This window comes from Ruminococcus flavefaciens (assembly GCF_900108555.1).
GTDB lineage: Bacteria > Bacillota > Clostridia > Oscillospirales > Ruminococcaceae > Ruminococcus > Ruminococcus flavefaciens_P.
Map to the genome: position 1 here is coordinate 45,691 of NZ_FNWV01000012.1, position 18,717 is coordinate 64,407.

The 18,717-nt window shown below is 42.7% G+C and carries 14 protein-coding genes and 1 pseudogene; 10 read left to right on the forward strand and 5 right to left on the reverse strand.

Going from position 1 to position 18,717, the window contains the following annotated elements:
• Nucleotides 1-5 precede the first annotated feature (5 nt).
• The 4 genes from BLW60_RS13655 to BLW60_RS13670 all read right to left on the reverse strand — a co-directional run bounded on the left by BLW60_RS13655 (nt 6) and on the right by BLW60_RS13670 (nt 3,252).
• The gene (locus BLW60_RS13655; RefSeq protein ID WP_074718323.1) at nt 6-878 is read right to left on the reverse strand and encodes a sensor histidine kinase; all 873 of its coding nucleotides are present in this window, start codon (nt 876-878) and stop codon (nt 6-8) included.
• A 14-nt stretch (nt 879-892) separates the two neighbouring features.
• Entirely contained in the window at nt 893-1,603 is a 711-nt protein-coding gene (locus BLW60_RS13660; protein ID WP_074718325.1) for an ABC transporter permease, read from the reverse strand.
• Nucleotides 1,596-2,510, reverse strand: a complete 915-nt coding sequence (locus BLW60_RS13665) for an ATP-binding cassette domain-containing protein (protein WP_074718327.1) — start codon at nt 2,508-2,510, stop codon at nt 1,596-1,598. The genes BLW60_RS13660 and BLW60_RS13665 overlap by 8 nt, the downstream gene beginning before the upstream one ends.
• A gap of 82 nt (nt 2,511-2,592) precedes the next feature.
• A complete protein-coding gene (locus tag BLW60_RS13670; protein ID WP_074718329.1) occupies nt 2,593-3,252 on the reverse strand; it encodes a response regulator transcription factor in 660 nt (219 codons plus the stop codon).
• Nucleotides 3,253-3,508: 256 nt separating this feature from the next.
• On the opposite strand from BLW60_RS13670, the pseudogene BLW60_RS17220 reads away from it, so the two are divergent.
• From BLW60_RS17220 to BLW60_RS13705, 6 genes and pseudogenes are all read left to right on the forward strand, one after another.
• Nucleotides 3,509-6,466: pseudogene (locus tag BLW60_RS17220) on the forward strand (glycoside hydrolase family 9 protein).
• A gap of 331 nt (nt 6,467-6,797) precedes the next feature.
• Entirely contained in the window at nt 6,798-8,027 is a 1,230-nt protein-coding gene (locus tag BLW60_RS13685; RefSeq protein WP_074718335.1) for a substrate-binding domain-containing protein, read from the forward strand.
• A gap of 116 nt (nt 8,028-8,143) precedes the next feature.
• A complete protein-coding gene (gene mmsA, locus BLW60_RS13690; protein WP_074718337.1) occupies nt 8,144-9,679 on the forward strand; it encodes a multiple monosaccharide ABC transporter ATP-binding protein in 1,536 nt (511 codons plus the stop codon).
• Between the two features lie 18 nt (nt 9,680-9,697).
• Nucleotides 9,698-10,879: a sugar ABC transporter permease gene (locus BLW60_RS13695; RefSeq protein ID WP_074718339.1), complete on the forward strand. Its 1,182-nt coding sequence runs from the start codon at nt 9,698-9,700 to the stop codon at nt 10,877-10,879.
• Nucleotides 10,880-10,954: 75 nt separating this feature from the next.
• The gene (locus tag BLW60_RS13700) at nt 10,955-11,290 is read left to right on the forward strand and encodes a hypothetical protein (protein WP_074718341.1); all 336 of its coding nucleotides are present in this window, start codon (nt 10,955-10,957) and stop codon (nt 11,288-11,290) included.
• 14 nt (nt 11,291-11,304) lie between these two features.
• Nucleotides 11,305-11,733, forward strand: a complete 429-nt coding sequence (locus BLW60_RS13705) for a hypothetical protein (protein WP_074718343.1) — start codon at nt 11,305-11,307, stop codon at nt 11,731-11,733.
• A 57-nt stretch (nt 11,734-11,790) separates the two neighbouring features.
• On the opposite strand, the gene BLW60_RS13710 is transcribed toward BLW60_RS13705, so the two are convergent.
• Nucleotides 11,791-13,092 (reverse strand): GGDEF domain-containing protein, encoded by a 1,302-nt coding sequence (locus BLW60_RS13710; protein WP_074718345.1) that lies wholly within the window; start codon nt 13,090-13,092, stop codon nt 11,791-11,793.
• A gap of 414 nt (nt 13,093-13,506) precedes the next feature.
• Here BLW60_RS13710 and BLW60_RS16890 point away from each other — a divergent pair, with 414 nt between their 5' ends.
• The 4 genes from BLW60_RS16890 (at nt 13,507) to BLW60_RS13725 (ending at nt 18,653) form a co-directional block, all read left to right on the forward strand.
• Complete coding sequence (locus tag BLW60_RS16890) at nt 13,507-13,680, forward strand: antitoxin VbhA family protein (protein WP_175460946.1); 174 nt, start codon at nt 13,507-13,509, stop codon at nt 13,678-13,680.
• Nucleotides 13,680-14,273 carry a Fic/DOC family protein gene (locus tag BLW60_RS13715; RefSeq protein WP_074718347.1) on the forward strand — a complete coding sequence of 198 codons (594 nt, stop codon included), beginning with the start codon at nt 13,680-13,682 and terminating at the stop codon, nt 14,271-14,273. The genes BLW60_RS16890 and BLW60_RS13715 overlap by 1 nt, the downstream gene beginning before the upstream one ends.
• Nucleotides 14,274-14,572: 299 nt before the next feature.
• The gene (locus tag BLW60_RS13720; RefSeq protein WP_139283428.1) at nt 14,573-15,982 is read left to right on the forward strand and encodes a dockerin type I domain-containing protein; all 1,410 of its coding nucleotides are present in this window, start codon (nt 14,573-14,575) and stop codon (nt 15,980-15,982) included.
• A gap of 127 nt (nt 15,983-16,109) precedes the next feature.
• Nucleotides 16,110-18,653: a LamG-like jellyroll fold domain-containing protein gene (locus BLW60_RS13725; protein WP_074718351.1), complete on the forward strand. Its 2,544-nt coding sequence runs from the start codon at nt 16,110-16,112 to the stop codon at nt 18,651-18,653.
• Nucleotides 18,654-18,717 lie beyond the last annotated feature (64 nt).

Genomic DNA, 18,717 nt, shown 5'->3' on the forward strand with positions numbered 1-18,717 from the left:
TGAAGTCATATCGTTATGGTGAATGTGAGCTTTCCGTTTTCGTAGAGTGCGGTAATGCTTCCTCCCATTTCGCTGAGCAGATACCGCGCTATATGAAGCCCGAGACCTGTTGAACCGCGGGCTGTTTCTACGGTATAGAAACGGTCAAAGAGCTGTTCTGCCTGCACAGCAGTTATTTCATCGGCAGTGTTTGAGAAGGTTATAACACCTGCATCGTCAAGGCGTATATCAAGGTCGCCTTTGCTGTATTTCACCGCATTATTGAGAATATTTGAGAATACACGGGACATTGACTCCTTATTGACACGGCGTATTATTTTTTCATCGGTGATATCTATGGAAGGTGTTATGCTGTTTTGCGTAAGAACAGGATAAAAGCTGCTGATGCTCTCTGCAAGGAGCTGATTGATATAGACATCTTCAAGCTCGGGAGCTTCGTCCTTCGATACTATCATGGAGTAGCAGAAAAGCTCCTCTGTTAGCTTCTGCATGGCTTCCGTGCGCTCTGAGATTATGTCCATATATCTGTGGAGCTTCTGTGTATCGTCGGTCTTTTTTGCGATATCAAGGTATCCGCGTATAGTTGTAAGGGGAGTGCGCAGGTCGTGGGATATATTGGTGATGGAGTTTTTCAGCTCGTTGTTGCCGTTGATGTATGAGAGCTGTTCCTTGCGGAGTATGGAGAGCTGAGTATTTATGCTGTCGGCAAGATGCTTTATGTCCTTGTCGCTGCTTGTAACATAGACAGGATTATTGGTATCGTTTTTCAGTCTGTCAGCAAACTGCTCGGATATTTCCCGTGCTGACTTTTTCAGCGTATATATCTTTGCAATTAGCAGTATTATAACTACTGCGGCGCATAACAGACATAATACCATTTTTTGCCTCCTGTTTATTTGAGATCGGTCCTGCGGAATATGGCCATTCCTCCAAGTATAAATACTATGGTTATCAGTACTGAATAGAATATATGTGTCCACGGGTTTTTATCAGGTGTCAACAGAATCGTAAGCTGACTCAGAGGACTTATGTCATTAATGGTTTTCAGCCACTTTATATCCTGGAATTCCTCTGCCATAACAGAAAAGAACAGAAGAGGGTACATAAGGATTATGGGCAGAACTCCGCCTGCATTGCTTTTGACAGTCATAGCTATAAATGTGGTTATGGCAGATATTGCAATATTCGCTAAAAGGCAGACCATAACATTCTTTGTAAAGGCGGATATATCAAGATCCTTTGTGCCTATGAAGCAGATGTTACAAATGACGGAAGTTATTATATAAAGTATCAATGGCAGACAGAATATGAGTATCTCAGTTATCTGGTTTGCAAGGTAAATATCGTTTCTTTTGTGACCTACGGTAAGCTTGTTGCGTATGGTATTGTTTGAATAATCACGGCTTATGAACAGTCCGCCTACTGCCGACATCATCATTACCATGAGTACCCCCATTTCAAACATACCGAACCATGTAAGGTCATCTTTTAGATGACACGCAACGGTTTCGACTACGCCGAGAACTGCGCCCAATACAATACAGCATTTGACATCAAATCTGTATTTCATCAGGCTTATGTTTACTTTTAAGAGCTTATTCATTGCTGCCACCTCCTACAAGTGATATAAAGAAGCTTTCAAGGCTCTCATCGTGCTCGGATACGGAGAGTATCTCGCATTTTTCTTCCCACAGGCTGAAAGCAAGCTTGGTTATATTCGGTGAAGCAAAGACATCGGCTGTCTCGTTGTCGATTATCTTATATTCTATGCCCATTCCGTCAAGAGTTCTTGCGAGGACGGAAGTATCGGTGACTTTCATTCGCACACACTTGCGGCACTCGTTTTCAAGCTCCTCGGCACTCATTTCGCGGATAAGCTGTCCGCCGTTGATGAAGCCGTAGTGAGTAGCTATTTTTGAAAGCTCGTCAAGGATATGGCTGGATATGAGTATGGTTATATGCTTTTCGCGGTTGAGTTTGAGTATAAGCTCACGCATCTCGATTATTCCCTGTGGGTCGAGACCGTTTATGGGCTCGTCAAGTACAAGAAAATCGGGATTTCCGCAGAGTGCAACGGCTATTCCGAGACGCTGACGCATACCGAGGGAAAAATCCTTTGCTTTTTTCTTTCCCGTATCTTTAAGACCTACAAGCTCAAGAAGCGCGTCCGTACTTTTAAGACTGGGAACGCCCATTATCTTATGCTGTATCTCAAGATTTTGTTTAGCTGTGAGATAAGGGTAGATAGAGGGAGTCTCTACAACTGCTCCCATTCGCTTTCTTGTGTCGGATATGGCACTGTCTGTATTTTTTACTCCGTAAAGCTCGAATGTGCCGTCAGTGGGCGGCTGAAGTCCGCATATCGTGCGTATGAGCGTAGTTTTTCCTGCGCCGTTTCTGCCTACAAATCCGTATATAGAACCCTTTGGCACGTTCATGGTAAGTCCGTCAAGTGCTTTGAAGTCTTTGTACTTTTTTGAAATGGCATTTGTTTTTAGTACATAGTCCATATAAGAACCTCCTTTTTTCTTTCTGAGACCATTATAGCATCAAATGGTTAAGAAAACGGTTAAGGAATGAGTTAAGATATGGTTAACATTTCAGCATGAAGCCTATGCCCCATACGGCTGATATGTAGTCGGTATCGGATACGGCTTTCAGCTTCCTGCGGAGATTATGAACGTGTATTTTCAGCGAGTCCTCGGTGCAGTCGGGAGTATCATCGCTTATCTTATCAAGTATAGTGAGCTTTGCGACTACCTGTCCTTCGTTCTGCATGAGAAGCTTCAATATAGCGTATTCGGTTCTTGTGAGCTTTATATCCTTCTGACCGTATTTTACGGTGTGAGAGTCGGTATCGAGCTGCAATTCTCCGCATCTTATCACGCCTTCCGATAAACTGCGGCTTTTGCGGAGCTGTACGGTTATCCTTGCAAGGAGCTCATCAATATCAAATGGCTTTGTGATGTAGTCGGCAGCACCGCCGAGAAGCAGCCCGACTTTATCAGAAGTGGCTGTTTTTGCACTGATTACGATAACAGGGATACCGTTTATATTGCGCAGCAGCTCTTCGCCGCTGAGTCCCGGGAGCATAAGATCAAGAAGTATAAGGTCGGGCTTTCTTCCTGACAGGAGCAGCAGTGCTTCTGTACCCGAATACGCCTTTGATACAGTGTAGCCCTCGCTTTGCAGGACTTCACAGAGCATATCATTTATATGTGTATCATCATCTATTATCATTATTTTTGCCATAGTGCTGTCCACCTTTTTCCTTTTTCATATTATTATAACATCTGCCGCTGATTTTTTCAAGTGGGAGCACTGTTGTATGAAGTGGATACTATTTTGCACAAAAGTATTGAAATAACTGGGAAAATGGTCTATAATAATAGAAGCACCATAACTATATTTTATTCTATTATTCAACAATGAGGAGGACGAAAAACATGAAAAGAGAGGGAAAAAACTATTCAGCAAGCTTACTGCTACGGTATCAGCGGCGGCGATGATGTTTTCACTGATACCTGCAAATGTATCGGCGGATACAGCTGATGCGGCGGCAGTACAGTGTGTCGGAACAAGCGATTTTGAGGACGGTATCGCCAAACCATGGAGAGTCTTGACTTATTCGGTGGCAGATGCTTCGTATGATGTTAAGGACGGTTCGTATAATATCAAGATACTCGGTCATGGAAACGGTGAGCGTTCAGATCTACAGTTCAGACACGAAAAAATACATCTCGAAGAGGGGCATACTTATAAAGTACACTGGGAGTTAGAGTCAACAGAAGAGGGCGAGCTCGATACATATATAGATTCTCTATATGACATGACAGATGATGATTTTGTTTATGACTCCGGTGATCTGATATGGCGGAATAATAAAGACTCATTCCCTGAAGCATGGACGGTGGTCAAGATCGAAAAGGGCAAAAATTCATTTGACTCAACATTTACAGCTAAAAAGACTATAGATGATGCAGTGTGGGGATTTGAATTTGCACGTTCATGGAAGTACGGGCAGTTTGGAGCTTTTCCTACTGATACTGTGCTCAAATTCGATAATATGTCCTTGGAATGTGTGACCTGTGGGGAGTGTACCGATAGTGACAAAATAACCTGCGGCTGGGATAAGGAGGACGAACTTGGCGTAGTTAATCCAAGAAGCGATGTAAGACTCAATCAGCTGGGATATTATCCTTATTCAGTGAAAAGAGCCGCATATGCAACAAGCACTGAAAAGAAGAGCATGGACTTTCAGGTGCTTGATGAAAAAGGAAATGAAGTTTACAAGGGCAAGACACAGCCTCTCGGATTTGATACGGAGGCGGAAGAATACTGTCAGATAATTGATTTTTCCGAGGTGACGGCTCAGGGAAAATATACTATCCGTGTGGACGATGCCGAAAATACTTATACTAATAAGAAAACAGGCAGGAGCTATGAAAAATTCATCAGCCATGAATTTACTATAGGAAATAACATATATAAAAGTGTCCTCAGTGATACAATGAATTCTTTATATCAGTCACGTTCGGGCATAGATATCGAGGAGAAGTATATCACCTCATGTGATGACGAAAAGAATAAGGCAAAGCTTGCACATAAGGATTTCTATTGGGCTGATGAGGCGTATTTGCAGAAGGAATGGCATGAGTCTTACAGTTATTACTATCAATCGTCAGCTGATAAAAAAACACCGTTTAAAGTTTCGGGCGGCTGGTATACTGATGAATTTATGACAAAGGATATTGTTGCAGGAGCGAATACGGTATGGCTTCTCCAGAATATGTATGAAATGTCACTGAAAAACGGTACTGCTGATAAGTGGGCTGACGGCAAGACAATGAACGTCCCCGAAAACGAGACTACAGGTAAAGCTGCTCCTGATGTTCTTGATGAAGCAAGATATGAGCTTGAATTCATGTTCAAAATGATGGTAGATCCCGAAAAGGACAGCATATGGGGCGATAAATACGCAAATTTTGTATATCATAATGTAGAAAATGCTTATTTTTATGATTACAGAGAGACCTATAAAAATCCCGAAAAGTTAGAAAAAGTGCGTGTTGTCACTCCGCCGACTTATGCTGCAACATTTGATATGATAGCCTGTGCTGCTCAGGCTGCGCGTTTGTGGAAGGGCATAGACAAGGAATTTTCCGAGAAGTGTCTTGCAAATGCCAAGGCAGCGTGGGAGTCGATAATGGCTTACCGATAACAATGGGATGTTGCTTCTTATAGGAGTACGCGGTCCGAAAATGATACTGCATTTACCCCTGATCAAGGTATGGGCTCTCTCGATTACAGTGTAAGAGATGAGGCTTACTGGGCAGCCTGTGAGCTTTTTGCAACTACAGGTGATAAGGAGTACTATGATGCTCTCAGTGCTTATGAGGGGAAAAATGAAGAAATTGATACTGATGATGCATTTGGTATAACATCAGGCTTTTGCGCAACAGACTTTTATCAGTATTCATTAAATACCTTCGATGAGAAAAATACTGCCGATCTCGGAACACTGTCGCTTTATCTCAGCGATAATGTAAGTGCAGAGGATAAGCAGAAAATAAGCGTGAATATCAAGGCGGCTGCGAAGAATATCGTTGATACTGCTGCAAAGGATACGAAAAACAACTATATGGAAGCACCGTATAAACCATACTGCGGAGATTTTTATATCCCGTATGTCATGGATTTCTTTATAGGCTATGAATACGGTTCAAATGCGATCATGGCTGATAATGCGGTACTTCTTTCCTATGCTTATGATGCTACGGGAGATGAGACGTTCAGGAACTATGCCGAGAATGCACTGAATTACATCTTCGGAAGAAATGCTCTTGGTATATCCTATGTTACAGGCTACGGTTCATATCATGTAAATGATCCGGTAAGCTATTACTGGCTCAATGAGCTGAACAACAGTTACCCAAAAGCTCCCAACGGAGTAATGGTTTCCGGAGCAAACGGTCTGATAAGCGATTATTATTCAAAATCAACTCTTATTGAATATAACGAAAGAGGCGGTACGCAGAAGAAATATGCCGACTCTGTAGAGGCTTATTCCGTAAATGCTATGACTCCTCAATGGCAGGCAGCACTTGCATGGGATATGTCATTCTTTGAAGATAACGTAAAATCCGAGCCTTCGGCTGCAACAACTACTTCAACTACAATGACTTCTGTTACAACTACGACGACTGTATCATATGAAGTTCTGAAACCTACAAAGAGCGGCGACGCAAATTGTGATGATTCAGTTGACATGGGCGATGTTGTGCTCATAATGCAGTCACTTGCAAATCCTGACAAGTACGGTGTAGGCGGAAGCGACAAATACGCTCTTACGGAGCAGGGAAAAGTCAACGCTGACGTTGATAAATCATCAAAGGGAATTACAAATAATGACGCTCTCCGCATACAGGAATTCCTTCTCCATAAGGTCGGGGATTTAAGTAAATAAAAAATTTTTTAAACGGCTGTCCACTTGGGCAGCCGTGCTTCGTTTATACTATATAGAAAGACAGAGTACACATAATGGAATACCATTTGTATAAAACGCGCGATTTTTATATATCTGTAACACGAAAGAAAGACCGAATGAAGCGTCGATTGTCATTATGCATATAAATTGTTGAGCGATGTTATTCAATCCGCCAAAATGCTTGTATAACATATTGACACTTCAAAGAAAAGAGAGTAAAATATTTTATAACGGCTATCGTTATAAAATAAAGAATGGCAACAATTTTTTAACAATTTAATTTTAACATTTTAAAAGGAGGAATTTTCAAATGAAAATGAAAAAATTTCTTGCTGCTGTAAGCTCACTGGTAATGTTAGGCGCATTCACTGCTTGCGGAGATAGTTCGTCTAATGAAAGTACTAATAACAACAGCAACAACAACGCAGAAGCAACAACTAAGGCTGACGATGCTGCTACAGAGGCTGACGCAGGTGCTGACAACAACAATAGTGCAGCCGGAAAGACAGTAGGTATCGCAATGCCTACAAAGTCTCTTGAGCGTTGGAACCGTGACGGTGAGTACCTCAAGTCACAGTTCGAGGCAGCAGGCTATTCTGTTGAGCTGAAGTATTCAGACAACAACGATAACCAGCAGAACAACGATATCCAGGGAATGATCGCTGATAAGGTAGACCTTCTCCTTATCGCTGCTATCGACGGAAGCACACTTTCTCAGACACTTGCTGATGCAAAGGATGCAGGTATCCCTGTAATCGCTTATGACCGTCTTATCATGAACACAGACGCTGTTTCTTACTATGTATCATTCGATAACTACACAGTAGGTAAGCTCCAGGGCGAGTATGTTGTTGAGGCTCTTGACCTTGATAATGCTACAGGTCCTTTCAATATCGAGTTCACAGCAGGTGATCCTGCTGATAATAACGCAGGCTTCTTCTTCAACGGTGCATACGACGCAGTTAAGAAGTATATCGACGACGGAAAGCTCAATATCCCATCAGGCAAGAAGAAGTTCGAGCAGGTTGCTACAGCACAGTGGTCAACAGATACAGCTCTTGCTAATATGCAGAATACTCTTGCATCATATTACTCAGACGGCACACAGCTTGACGTTGCCCTCTGCTCAAATGACTCAACAGCTCTTGGTGTAGCTCAGGCTATCTCTTCAGACTATAACGGTAAGAATGTTCCTATCGTTACAGGTCAGGACGGCGATATCGCTAACCTCAAGAATATCGTTGACGGCAAGCAGTCAATGACTGTATATAAGAACGTAAGCGATGAAGCAGGCGTTACTCTTGAAGTATCAAAGGCTATCCTTTCAGGTCAGACACCTGATGCAAGCCTTCTTGACTCACTTTCTGCTGAGGCAACATATGATACATCATCATATGACAACGGTGTAAAGACTGTTCCTTCATACCTCCTCGTTCCTTATGTAATCACTAAGGATAACCTGGATAAGCTTGTAGACACAGGTCTCTATCAGTGGGATAGTGCTAACAAGTATCTGGAGTCAACAGCTTCCACGACCTGATAAACGAATAACGTAATAATACTTTCTGGGCGGGCTATGCCCGCCCCTTTTTCTAAATTTTCAGGTCATCTGCGAACGGTAAATAGCCATTTTCGCAGGGTGAAGGAGGGATATACTTGGCAGAATTTATACTTGAAATGAAAAAGATAACAAAGGAGTTTCCGGGTGTAAAAGCACTTGATAATGTTAATCTTCAAGTAAGACCGGGCGAGATCCACGCCCTTGTTGGTGAGAACGGTGCGGGTAAATCCACACTTATGAATGTTCTCAGCGGAACATATCCCTATGGTTCATATTCGGGAGATATAGTATATAACGGCGAGACCTGCCAGTTCAAGACACTGCATGACAGCGAGGAAAAGGGCATCGTTATCATACATCAGGAGCTTGCTCTTATCCCCGAGCTTTCCATTGGTGAGAATATGTTCCTTGGCAACGAGCAGAAGGGACACTTTGGTATCGACTGGGACAAGACTTACCATGAAGCAGGCGAGCATATGCGTCAGGTAGGTCTTAAAGAAGAGGCTACTACCCTTATAAAGGATATCGGTACAGGTAAACAGCAGCTGGTCGAGATCGCTAAGGCTCTCAGCAAGAACGTTAAGCTGCTCATACTTGATGAGCCTACTTCGTCACTTAATGAAGAAGATTCAAAAATGCTTCTCGATCTTTTATTAGGCTTTAAGAAAGAGGGCATGACTTCTATCATTATTTCCCATAAGCTCAATGAGATATCATATGTTGCGGATAAGATCACAGTTCTCCGTGACGGTTCTACTATCGAGACTATCGACAATGCAGAGCATAATATCGATGAAGCTCGTATCATTCGCGGAATGGTCGGACGTGAACTCAGCGACCGTTACCCGTCACGCGAGCATAATGTCAGCGATAAGATAGGCATGGAGGTTAGCGGCTGGACAGTTCATCATCCGCTTTATACCGAAAAGAAGGTAGTTGATAATGTATCATTCAATGTCCACCGCGGTGAGATCGTTGGTTTCTCAGGCTTGCAGGGTGCAGGACGTACCGAGCTTGCAATGTCTATTTTCGGAAGATCATACGGTTCAAGCATCAGCGGAAAGCTAAAAATAGACGGCAAGGACATGGAGCTTAAAAATGTCCGTTCCGCTATCGAAGCAGGACTTGCATACGTTACCGAGGACAGAAAGGGCAATGGTCTGATACTGTCTGAGAGTATTGCAAAAAATACTACTATGGCACGTCTTGAAAAGGTGTGCAGCAAGGGCATCATAAACGTTGACAAGGAGAATGCTGTTGCAGAGGATTACAAGGGAAGGCTCAAAACTAAGACTCCTTCCGTACAGCAGGCAGTAGGAAACCTTTCAGGCGGAAACCAGCAGAAGGTGCTGCTGGCAAAATGGATGTTTGCAGATCCTGAAGTTCTTATACTTGACGAACCTACAAGAGGTATCGACGTAGGTGCAAAGTATGAGATATACTGCATTATGAATGAACTTGTGGCACAGGGCAAATCAGTTGTTATGATATCTTCGGAAATGCCCGAGCTGCTTGGTATGTGTGATCGTATATATGTTATGAACGAAGGAAAAATGGTCGCAGAGATGCCTGCTTCTGAAGCTACGCAGGAAAAGATCATGTCTGCTATCCTTAGTTCCGACAAAAATTAATGATCGAAGGAGTGTAATATGAACGTTAAAACATTCATAAAGAAATACACCATGGTCATAGCCTTGGTCGTGGTATTTATATTTTTTGCCTGGTGGACGGAACAGAGACTTCTTTATCCCCAGAATCTTTCAAATCTTCTGATACAGAACGCATATGTTCTGGTGCTTGCCTGCGGTATGCTCATGTGTATCCTCACAGGCGGTAACATTGATCTTTCAGTTGGTTCAACGGTGTGCTTTATAGGTGCTATAGCCGCGCAAATGCTGACCAAACATAATCTTAATCCGATAGTTGTTATTTTACTCTGTCTTGTATTCTCATGCCTTATCGGTATGTGGCAGGGTTTCTGGATCGGATATGTACATATACCGCCGTTTATCTGTACTCTCGCAGGAATGTTCCTGTTCAGAGGTTTCGGACGTGCGATCCTTGAGTCAAAGACTATCGCTATCCCTCAGTCAGATGGCACTGTAGGCAAGAAATTCCTTGATATCTTTACTTCTTATATCGAAGTTCCCGGAGTAGATACCGCTGATAAAAAGTGGTCTGCTTTCATTCTGGGTATAATCATTGCAGTTGCTCTTATTGCAGTAACTGTTCTCAAGCGCGTAAAGAAGGCTAAGAAGGGCTACAAGCAGGAGTCTGCTATATCACAGTTCGGCAAGATACTCGTTATTGATGCTCTTGTACTTGCTTACACATGGAAGCTTTCACTTTACAAGGGTATCCCTGTAATGGCTATCTGGGTACTTGCAGTTGTAGGTATCTATGCGTTCATCACTTCCAAGACAGCATTCGGTCGTCATTTCTATGCTGTCGGCGGTAACGAAAAGGCTACAAAGCTTTCAGGTATCAATACAAAGATGGTTTACTTCATGGCATATACATCTATGTCAGTACTTGCAGGTCTTTCAGGTCTCCTCGTTGCAGCACGTGTTGGTTCTGTAAACGGTGATACAGGTAACTCATTTGAAATGGACGCTATCGGTTCATGCTTCATCGGCGGTGCTTCTGCATACGGCGGAAGCGGTACAGTCGGCGGAGTTATGGTAGGTGCTATACTCCTCGGTGTTATCAACCAGGGTATGTCAATCAAGGGACTTGACAACAACTGGCAGTATGTTGTCAAGGGCGGCGTTCTTCTCGTTGCTGTTATCTTTGACGTTGTTTCAAACAAGAAGACAGGTAAGGCAGGTTAAGAGGCTAATAATACGGCTCGGAGCAGTCATGGGGACTCCGGGCCGTAATCTGCATTTATGTGAAAGGGAATAATTATGAACGAAGTAAAATTTGACATTGAAAAGCGTTCAAAAGCTTATAAGTCCGCCGGACTGAGAATGATAGTAGCCTTTTATATCTGCTATCTTGCTTTCAAGATATCATCGGCTGAGGATACTTCCATGAGCAAGACATTGTGCTGGATAATAGGCGGTGTTTTTCTGGCAGCAGCCATAGCGTTTGTTATCTATTCGAGAAAACGTTTTCTTATTGATCTTGATGCAGCTAAGATCAAAGAAGATCATACAGCTGATGATGAAACCGTTGAGGCAGAAGCAGTTGAGGAAGAGGATAGTTCTGAAATCGATGAAGCCGAGAGCAAAACTGTCTGAAAGGGGAAAGTCTTATGGGCATGGCTGAGGTAAAAAAGCTTTACAGCGAATATATCGCGCAGGTACAAGAGCTTGAAAGCAAGAAGAAAATAGGTGACGGTCTTTTCGGTATGGGGAAAAAGATCTCAGATGATCCTTGCCATGACGCTTTTGCGGAAAAGCTTGAAGCAGAGCTTAAAAGCTTCGGGAGCGGCAGCCCCTCTTCGGCTGAGATACGTGAAGTACTGGGATATATCTATCATGTGCCCTCGGAACTTAATGAGTCACTGAGTGCTTACTGGATGATGAACGCAGTTCACGGATTTACTACAGAGCTTATCGGAATGCTCGATAAGACAGATGCGGAAGAACTTATGCATCAGTATGAAAAAGATGTTCCGAAAAGGCAGCGCTTCCCCGTACAGAAGCAGGTGTTTTCAGCACTGAAAAAAGCCGCAAAGTAAATACTTAATTATCCTTTATAGTAATGAAAAAAGCCCCTTTTCAAAAGGGGCTTTTGTTTATATGACCTTTACGCAGTTTCTTCCTGCTGATTTTGCTTCGTATACCGCTTTGTCCATACGGTCAAATGCGTTTCCGAAGTCGTCATTTATATCTATCTGTGTGATACCGATACTACAGGTTATGTGTCCGACATTTTCAAAATCTGTTTCGGCGACCTGATTTCTCAGCTTTTCGGCAAAGTTGAAGCTGTTTTCTGCATCGGCATCATAAAGTACAACAACGAATTCTTCTCCGCCCCAGCGTCCCAGTACTGCGCCGCGAGCCTTTATGATATCTAAGATAGTATTAACGAAACGAACGAGAGTTGCATCTCCGACAGAATGACCGAATCTGTCGTTTACGCTCTTGAAATAGTCAATATCTATCATCATAATGGAAGTATTCTGCTGCTTCCTTTTTTTGCTTTCAATGGCGTTGCGTATCTCGGTCTCGATACGTCCGTGGTTGTATACGGAAGTAAGAGTGTCCTTTGAAGCAAGTTCCTCGTATTTTTTCAGCGTGGACATAAGCTCGACTGTATTATCGTGAATATCCTGTACCATGAATACAAATCTGAAATCCTCGTCATTGTTGGTTTCGGCACGGGAGAAAATAAGCTTTACCCATATGTACTTTCCTTCAAGATTCATCATAAGACAATCATATGATGAGGTCTTGCCCGGAGCGAGGTTCTTCTTGAGGTATTCGGGGGAAGTCCTTTGAAGGAACAGAGCCTGATCGTCAGGCCATATCATATTAACGATCATCATGCGCCATTCGGAATATTTAAGCTGCTGATTCATTACTTCATCGGATAACTCCGTAACGCTGATACTGTTTGTTGTATCCTGTACGATATCCACGTACATTGAGAAAAGATATGTATTCTGAATGGATTTGACCTTATTGTTTGTAAGAGTTTCGTCAACGTACTGGCTTCCGTCGAGTTCATCAAGGATAAAGATATATATGTCTTCCTGAGCTGTAGGATATATCGTCATCTGTATAACATGAGGCACGCCGTGACATTCGATATTTAATCTTTTGCTGTATTTGCCGATGAATTTTCCCGATGTAGGGATAAAGACATGATAATCCTCCACAACACCTGTTGAACTGTTGTTGAAGTGATACCATAGTTTGGCAATGAGGTCCTTATATAGTCCCTGTTCTTCTATGAAATCAACGAACACACCTTTTCGGACAATGGTTTTGTATCTATCATTTTTTCCGTCGACTACAATGATAGAGTCAACTTCCTCAGTCACAAAAGCAACTACATTTTCAAGAGTACAGTTTTCAAAATCTATAGTCCCCACAATGAGTCCCCCCAAGATGAAAATTTATTCAGGGATAAAATTTAAGCCCTGTTTGGTTCACAGATCAATTTTGAAAAAGAATCTTATTATCGATTCTATATAGCATCATAATCATATTTTATCACATAATTGCAAAGAATTTGATAACATTTTGTGAATTAAACAGGATAATGGAATTATTTGTAGCTTTATACAATCCGACAGGCGATAGATTGGTGAATATGCTGTAATTAATTGCTGCCTGCGCGTTACATATGCTCTTTGATATGCTGAAAAAAGCATAGTTCAGAGCCGTTTTACATCTGACACATTTGTGATATATGAGAGTCAGTCAAAGTACGCACATTTGCACATAATAAACTATTGACAATGATATTTGTTTCGGTTATAATGTGAAAGTAAGGAGCTGATAGAATGCACGGTGTTACAACTGAAAAGGCTGTTAAAAATCAGATCGCTTCCGCCAAAATGGAAGGTCTGGGCTTTAGCAAGGAAGCGGTTGAATTGATAAAAAAGTATGCTGACAACAGACTTTCACACGATAAGCTTATAAAGATAGTTGCGCAGAAATGCGCAGAAAGGTCATAATGGCTGTATATAGCATTGAAGGGTGTCAGGACAGCTGCTACCCGGGGACGACTGTCCTCATCAATAAGCTTGAAATAAGAGAGCAGGAGCTTCTGTGTGAAGCGGAATCCATTATTGTTACATCTTGTTCTGCAAAGGCTGAAAAGGAGCTGGAATTCGTTGATGTGGATTTTGATTTCTACAAGGGGCTTCATAAGCTTATTTTCAGTGATCTGTACGATTGGGCAGGCACTGTACGTACTATAAACATCTCGAAAAAAGGCACGGTTTTCTGCGATCATAATGAGCTTGAAAGGCTTGGAAAGTTGAGATTTGATCGCCTGAAAGTGCAGGATCTCCTTTGCGGCATGGAATATGATGAATTCGTTTCTGAGATAGCGGAGCTGTATCACGAGCTGAATATGCTTCACCCTTTTCGTGAGGGGAACGGAAGAACGTTAAGGCTTTTCATCACATTGCTTGTCAGAAATGCCGATCATGATATCGACTTTGCATTATGTGATGCGGATATGCTTGCTATTGCAACGATAAAGGCTGCTCAGGGTGATACTTCACTGCTGAAAGCTGTCTTTGCGGAAATAATTGAAAAATGATCTCCCACAGTCTGTACCCACAGGGTATGGATATGTGGGATTTTTTTATTTTTTGACCTGTTTTTGAGTTGACTATATGATTTTCTATATACCTTTGACACTGAAAAATGACGACTCTGACTTATATCGCGTTTTGCCCTGTTTATAAGTTAAAAAGCCTGTTTAAACTATCGCATTTTATGGTACAAAAAGGTTGAAATTGACCAAAAAATTATTAGCAAGCAGTATTTTTTAAGTATAATATATATCTGGTATATTATACCAATTGATGTATTAATGAGGAATGACGAAAAATGCTTATGAACCGACTAATCGCAGGCGTACTAAGTGCAGTGATATGTACTGTAGCTGTTCTGCCAAATCAGGAATCATACCGTGCCGGTCACGAAGCAAAGGCAGCTAAAGAGAAAGCGAAAAATGCTTCAAGCGAATTTGATGTAAGATCAACAAACTCGCTGGGAAGCTTTCTCAAGGGTGAAGCTGCCAAAAACGACGTACCTGATCCACTTGCTGCAAACACCGAAGAATACCAGTTCCAGATTACATCTCTGGAATTTGACAGCGAGACAGGTCTGGTGCAGATAGCATCTACTCAATCTGCTGATGCTAAGATCGTAGTCTCGTTCATTGATGATGAGACTTCAAAAAATACTCTTAGTGTTGAAACTTCTGTTGGAGCAGGCAAGCTCATCAACAGCGGGGTCAAGGCTGATACCTCAAAGCTTCCGCAGTATTACGCTGTAAAGGCTCAGCTTTTTGACAAGATGAATCGACCTGTTGGAGAAGCATATACCCTCAGCAGGTACACAAAGGCTGTGCAGGATATCATTGCCACCGATATTACAGCCTTCGATGAGGAACAGGTAGTTAATCTCGACGAAGATGAAACTACAAACTTCCTTGTTCTAAGCGAAGATAACGGCTGGGGCAGATGGATACCGAAATCGCTTACAGATGTTACTGTGGGAGGAGGCAAAAAGCTTCTTAAGCACACATTCTATAAAATGGCTGGAATTGAAGATGTATATCTTCCTAAGACAGTTACAGTTATTTCAGATAATGCATTCAATTGCTGTGAAGGAATACAGAATGTTTACTATCCGAGTACAAGAGCAGACTGGGAAAAAAATGTTACTGTCGGCGTAAATAATGAGTCAATTGACGGTAAGGTAAGATTCCTTGGTGAAGATTACTTTACAACTACAACAAGCAAAACCACTACATCAACCACTTCATCTACTACCACTACAACCACCACAACAAGTACAACTACTGAAACTACATCTTCGACTACATCAACTGCTACAGAAACTACGACTGAGATCACAGAGACTTCGACCACAACTTCCACAACATCTGAGACTACAGAAACAACAACTACGACCACATCTACATCAACAACATCTACCACCACATCAACTACAACAAGTACACCTGTTACAACAACTGAGCCTGATATCGAATTGGGCGACGCATCGGGTGACGGAAAGGTCGATGCAGTTGACGCCTGCATTATCCTTTTGATATATGCAAAGAATTCAACTTCACAGACAGTTCCGCTGACCGATAAACAGAAGGAAGCATATGACGTAAATGGGGACGGCAAAATAGATGCCCTTGATGCATCTTACATTCTCTGCTACTATGTATATGTTTCAATTGCTAAGGGTGACATTATCTCCTTAAAGGAATTCATCTTTGGTGAATAACTTCAAAAAGCCGTATTCGTGAAGAATACGGCTTTTCCTTTAATAAAATGCTGACATTTTATTGCAATAATATACTTATCATGTTATAATAAGCTTGACAGTCAAAAAACTGAAAAGGAGTGATATTATGGAAAATACATTCAGCATAAAAAGTATCTTTAAACGTACTGCCGCAGTCATATGCAGTGCTGCAATGCTGATGACTATGGGAAGCTTCGCAAAGAGCGGAACTTCTCATGCAGCCAGGGCTTCGGTCACAGTTTCGGACGAGATAGGTCTTGTTGGAGATCTGTTCTGTATTTCGGACGAAAAAAATGCAGACCATGCGGAACTGCAATGGGCGACTACTCTATCGGCTGACAGCTTTACGCTGTATCGTTCAACAGATCCCGAAAATGATTTCGTATCCGTTTATGAGGGCAGCGGAACTTCATATGAGGACGATGATATGGTGACGGGAACGACTTACTATTATCAGCTCGGAGTCAAGTCTAAGGGTAAAGAAGTGTACTCCTCGGTGAAGTCGCTTACTCCCTGTGTTCTTCCGTCGGGACTCAGCACCTACGACAATCAGAAGGGCAGCAATCTCGTCTATGATACCAGCGGTTATAAAGTAGGGAATACCTACTATAGCTACTCGCTGAAAAAGCATAACGGCAAGGACGATATCTATCTTGCCGAGACTACATCAAGTGACGGCAAACGCTTCGGGAATGAGCGCAATGTAGCTGACAGTTCGCAGAATTCTGCGCTGGAAAGCTGCAAGATAGAGTCTGTGCATATAGATTATATACCGCAGAAAAACAAGGTGGTAGTATGGGCGCACTGGGAAAAGCCAAGCGGTTACAGCGACGGAAAAGCACTTGTTATCACAGGTACACCGGGCGGACAATTCACAGTTCATCATGTATACAATCCTCTTGGCATACAGGTGCGCGATATGGCTATATTCTTCGATGATGACGGAGCAGGCTATCTGATAGCTGCCGCCAACAAAGAAGGACAGGGAGCAAATGCCACCATGTATATTTTCCGCATGAACGATGACTACAGCGATGTTACGGAAGTCGTGACAACACTTTTTGAGGATCAGTATCGTGAATTCCCTAACCTTATCAAGAAGGACGGATACTACTTCCTGTTTACTTCTCAGGCAGCAGGCTGGTATCCAAGCAGCGGAGCCTACAGCGTTACAAAAGACCTGAAAGGCAAGTGGAGCGAGCTTCGCAGTATCGGTAATACATCAACTTTTTCATCGCAGTCGGGCTGGATAGTGAATATGCAGGATAAGAACTACCTCATGCACGCATACCGCTGGCTGAGAGCTTCGTCCACAAGCGGAACTACCCTTTGTCCGCTGTATTTTGACAATGGCTTTGCATTCTATGATTATTGTCCGTATTTTAAGTACAATACATCAACAGGTGAGCTTTACCCTGTACAGCAGGGGGAGCTTCTCTCTCAGGACAGACCTGCTTCATCATCACTTGCAGCCAAAAGCGGAAACTCTCCTGCCAAAGCCTTTGACGGCTCGTATCAAAGCTCATTCACAGCTATCGGCGATTATAAGAAATGGCCTTTCTATTTGCAGGTAGATCTTGAAAGAGTGTGCGAACTCTCAAATATCCAGACTTCGTGGTATATCTGCAAGGGCTCTGAGGGCTACTACACTTACACAGTTGAGGGAAGTCTTGACGGTGTGAACTGGACGAAGCTTCTCGACCACACTGATAAGAACAGCGAGGTCGTAAGCAAGACATACGGCTTTAACAGTGATATGCTTTCGGGCAAGGCACGGTATGTGCGTCTTAATGTACAGAATGCAACGCTCCAGAACAATCCCAACAATAACTGGTATACACCTACGGTATATGAGGTCAAGGTGTTCGGAACTCCTGTAGGCTCAGCTGAAAAAGCCAAGCCCTATGTTGATATTGATTTTGAGAACGGTACGGGAAATCTTTCGCTTAACGGCGGAGCTTCCGTAAAACAGGACTCTCAGAAAGGAAAGGTACTGTACCTTGACGGCAGCGATGATACATACGGAGAATTTCCTCTGGGTATGCTTGACGGCTGCCGCGATTATACCGTGAGCATGGACATAAAGTCTGAGTCAGAGGGTAATTTCTTTACCTTTGCCGCAGGAAAAAATGATGAGAAGTATGTATTTTTCAGAGTGGCAAAGGAGCTGTTCAGATTTGCTGCAACTACAGACTCATGGCGTGACGAAACAGAGCTTATCTATGACCTTGACGGTACGCAGTGGCATAACTATACACTTGTTGTGAGCGGTGCGGATACAAAGCTGTATTTAGACGGCAGGGAAGTGCTGCACACAACGGAAACACACGGTCAGATAGCTGATATGGGTTCGGGAACGAGCTGTTATCTCGGAAAGTCTTACTATTCCGATGACAGCTGTTTCAAGGGAAGTATCGACAACATAAAGATATATAAATGCGCACTTACCGAGTCGGAGATCGGCGGAGCAGAAGCGGTCATCGGCGATGTAAACGGAGACGGAGAATTCACAGTTGCCGATCTTGTAACTATGCAGAAATTTCTTCTCGGAAGCGGCGAACTTGCAAACTGGAAAAACGGTGATCTATGTCAGGATAACGTGATCGATGTTTTTGACTTGTGCTTTATGCGTAAGCTGATAACAGGCTGATATAATGTCAAAAATGCACTTTATGCAAGACATGAAAACGGCAGCGGGGAATATCCTCGCTGCC

Bases quoted from the DNA above. Each gene is read 5' to 3' on its own strand.
- BLW60_RS13655 (WP_074718323.1), bottom strand. From the start codon at position 878: ATGGTATTATGTCTGTTATGCGCCGCAGTAGTTATAATACTGCTAATT.
- BLW60_RS13660 (WP_074718325.1), bottom strand. From the start codon at position 1,603: ATGAATAAGCTCTTAAAAGTAAACATAAGCCTGATGAAATACAGATTT.
- BLW60_RS13665 (WP_074718327.1), bottom strand. From the start codon at position 2,510: ATGGACTATGTACTAAAAACAAATGCCATTTCAAAAAAGTACAAAGAC.
- BLW60_RS13670 (WP_074718329.1), bottom strand. From the start codon at position 3,252: ATGGCAAAAATAATGATAATAGATGATGATACACATATAAATGATATG.
- BLW60_RS13685 (WP_074718335.1), top strand. From the start codon at position 6,798: ATGAAAATGAAAAAATTTCTTGCTGCTGTAAGCTCACTGGTAATGTTA.
- BLW60_RS13695 (WP_074718339.1), top strand. From the start codon at position 9,698: ATGAACGTTAAAACATTCATAAAGAAATACACCATGGTCATAGCCTTG.
- BLW60_RS13700 (WP_074718341.1), top strand. From the start codon at position 10,955: ATGAACGAAGTAAAATTTGACATTGAAAAGCGTTCAAAAGCTTATAAG.
- BLW60_RS13705 (WP_074718343.1), top strand. From the start codon at position 11,305: ATGGGCATGGCTGAGGTAAAAAAGCTTTACAGCGAATATATCGCGCAG.
- BLW60_RS16890 (WP_175460946.1), top strand. From the start codon at position 13,507: ATGCACGGTGTTACAACTGAAAAGGCTGTTAAAAATCAGATCGCTTCC.
- BLW60_RS13715 (WP_074718347.1), top strand. From the start codon at position 13,680: ATGGCTGTATATAGCATTGAAGGGTGTCAGGACAGCTGCTACCCGGGG.
- BLW60_RS13720 (WP_139283428.1), top strand. From the start codon at position 14,573: ATGAACCGACTAATCGCAGGCGTACTAAGTGCAGTGATATGTACTGTA.
- BLW60_RS13725 (WP_074718351.1), top strand. From the start codon at position 16,110: ATGGAAAATACATTCAGCATAAAAAGTATCTTTAAACGTACTGCCGCA.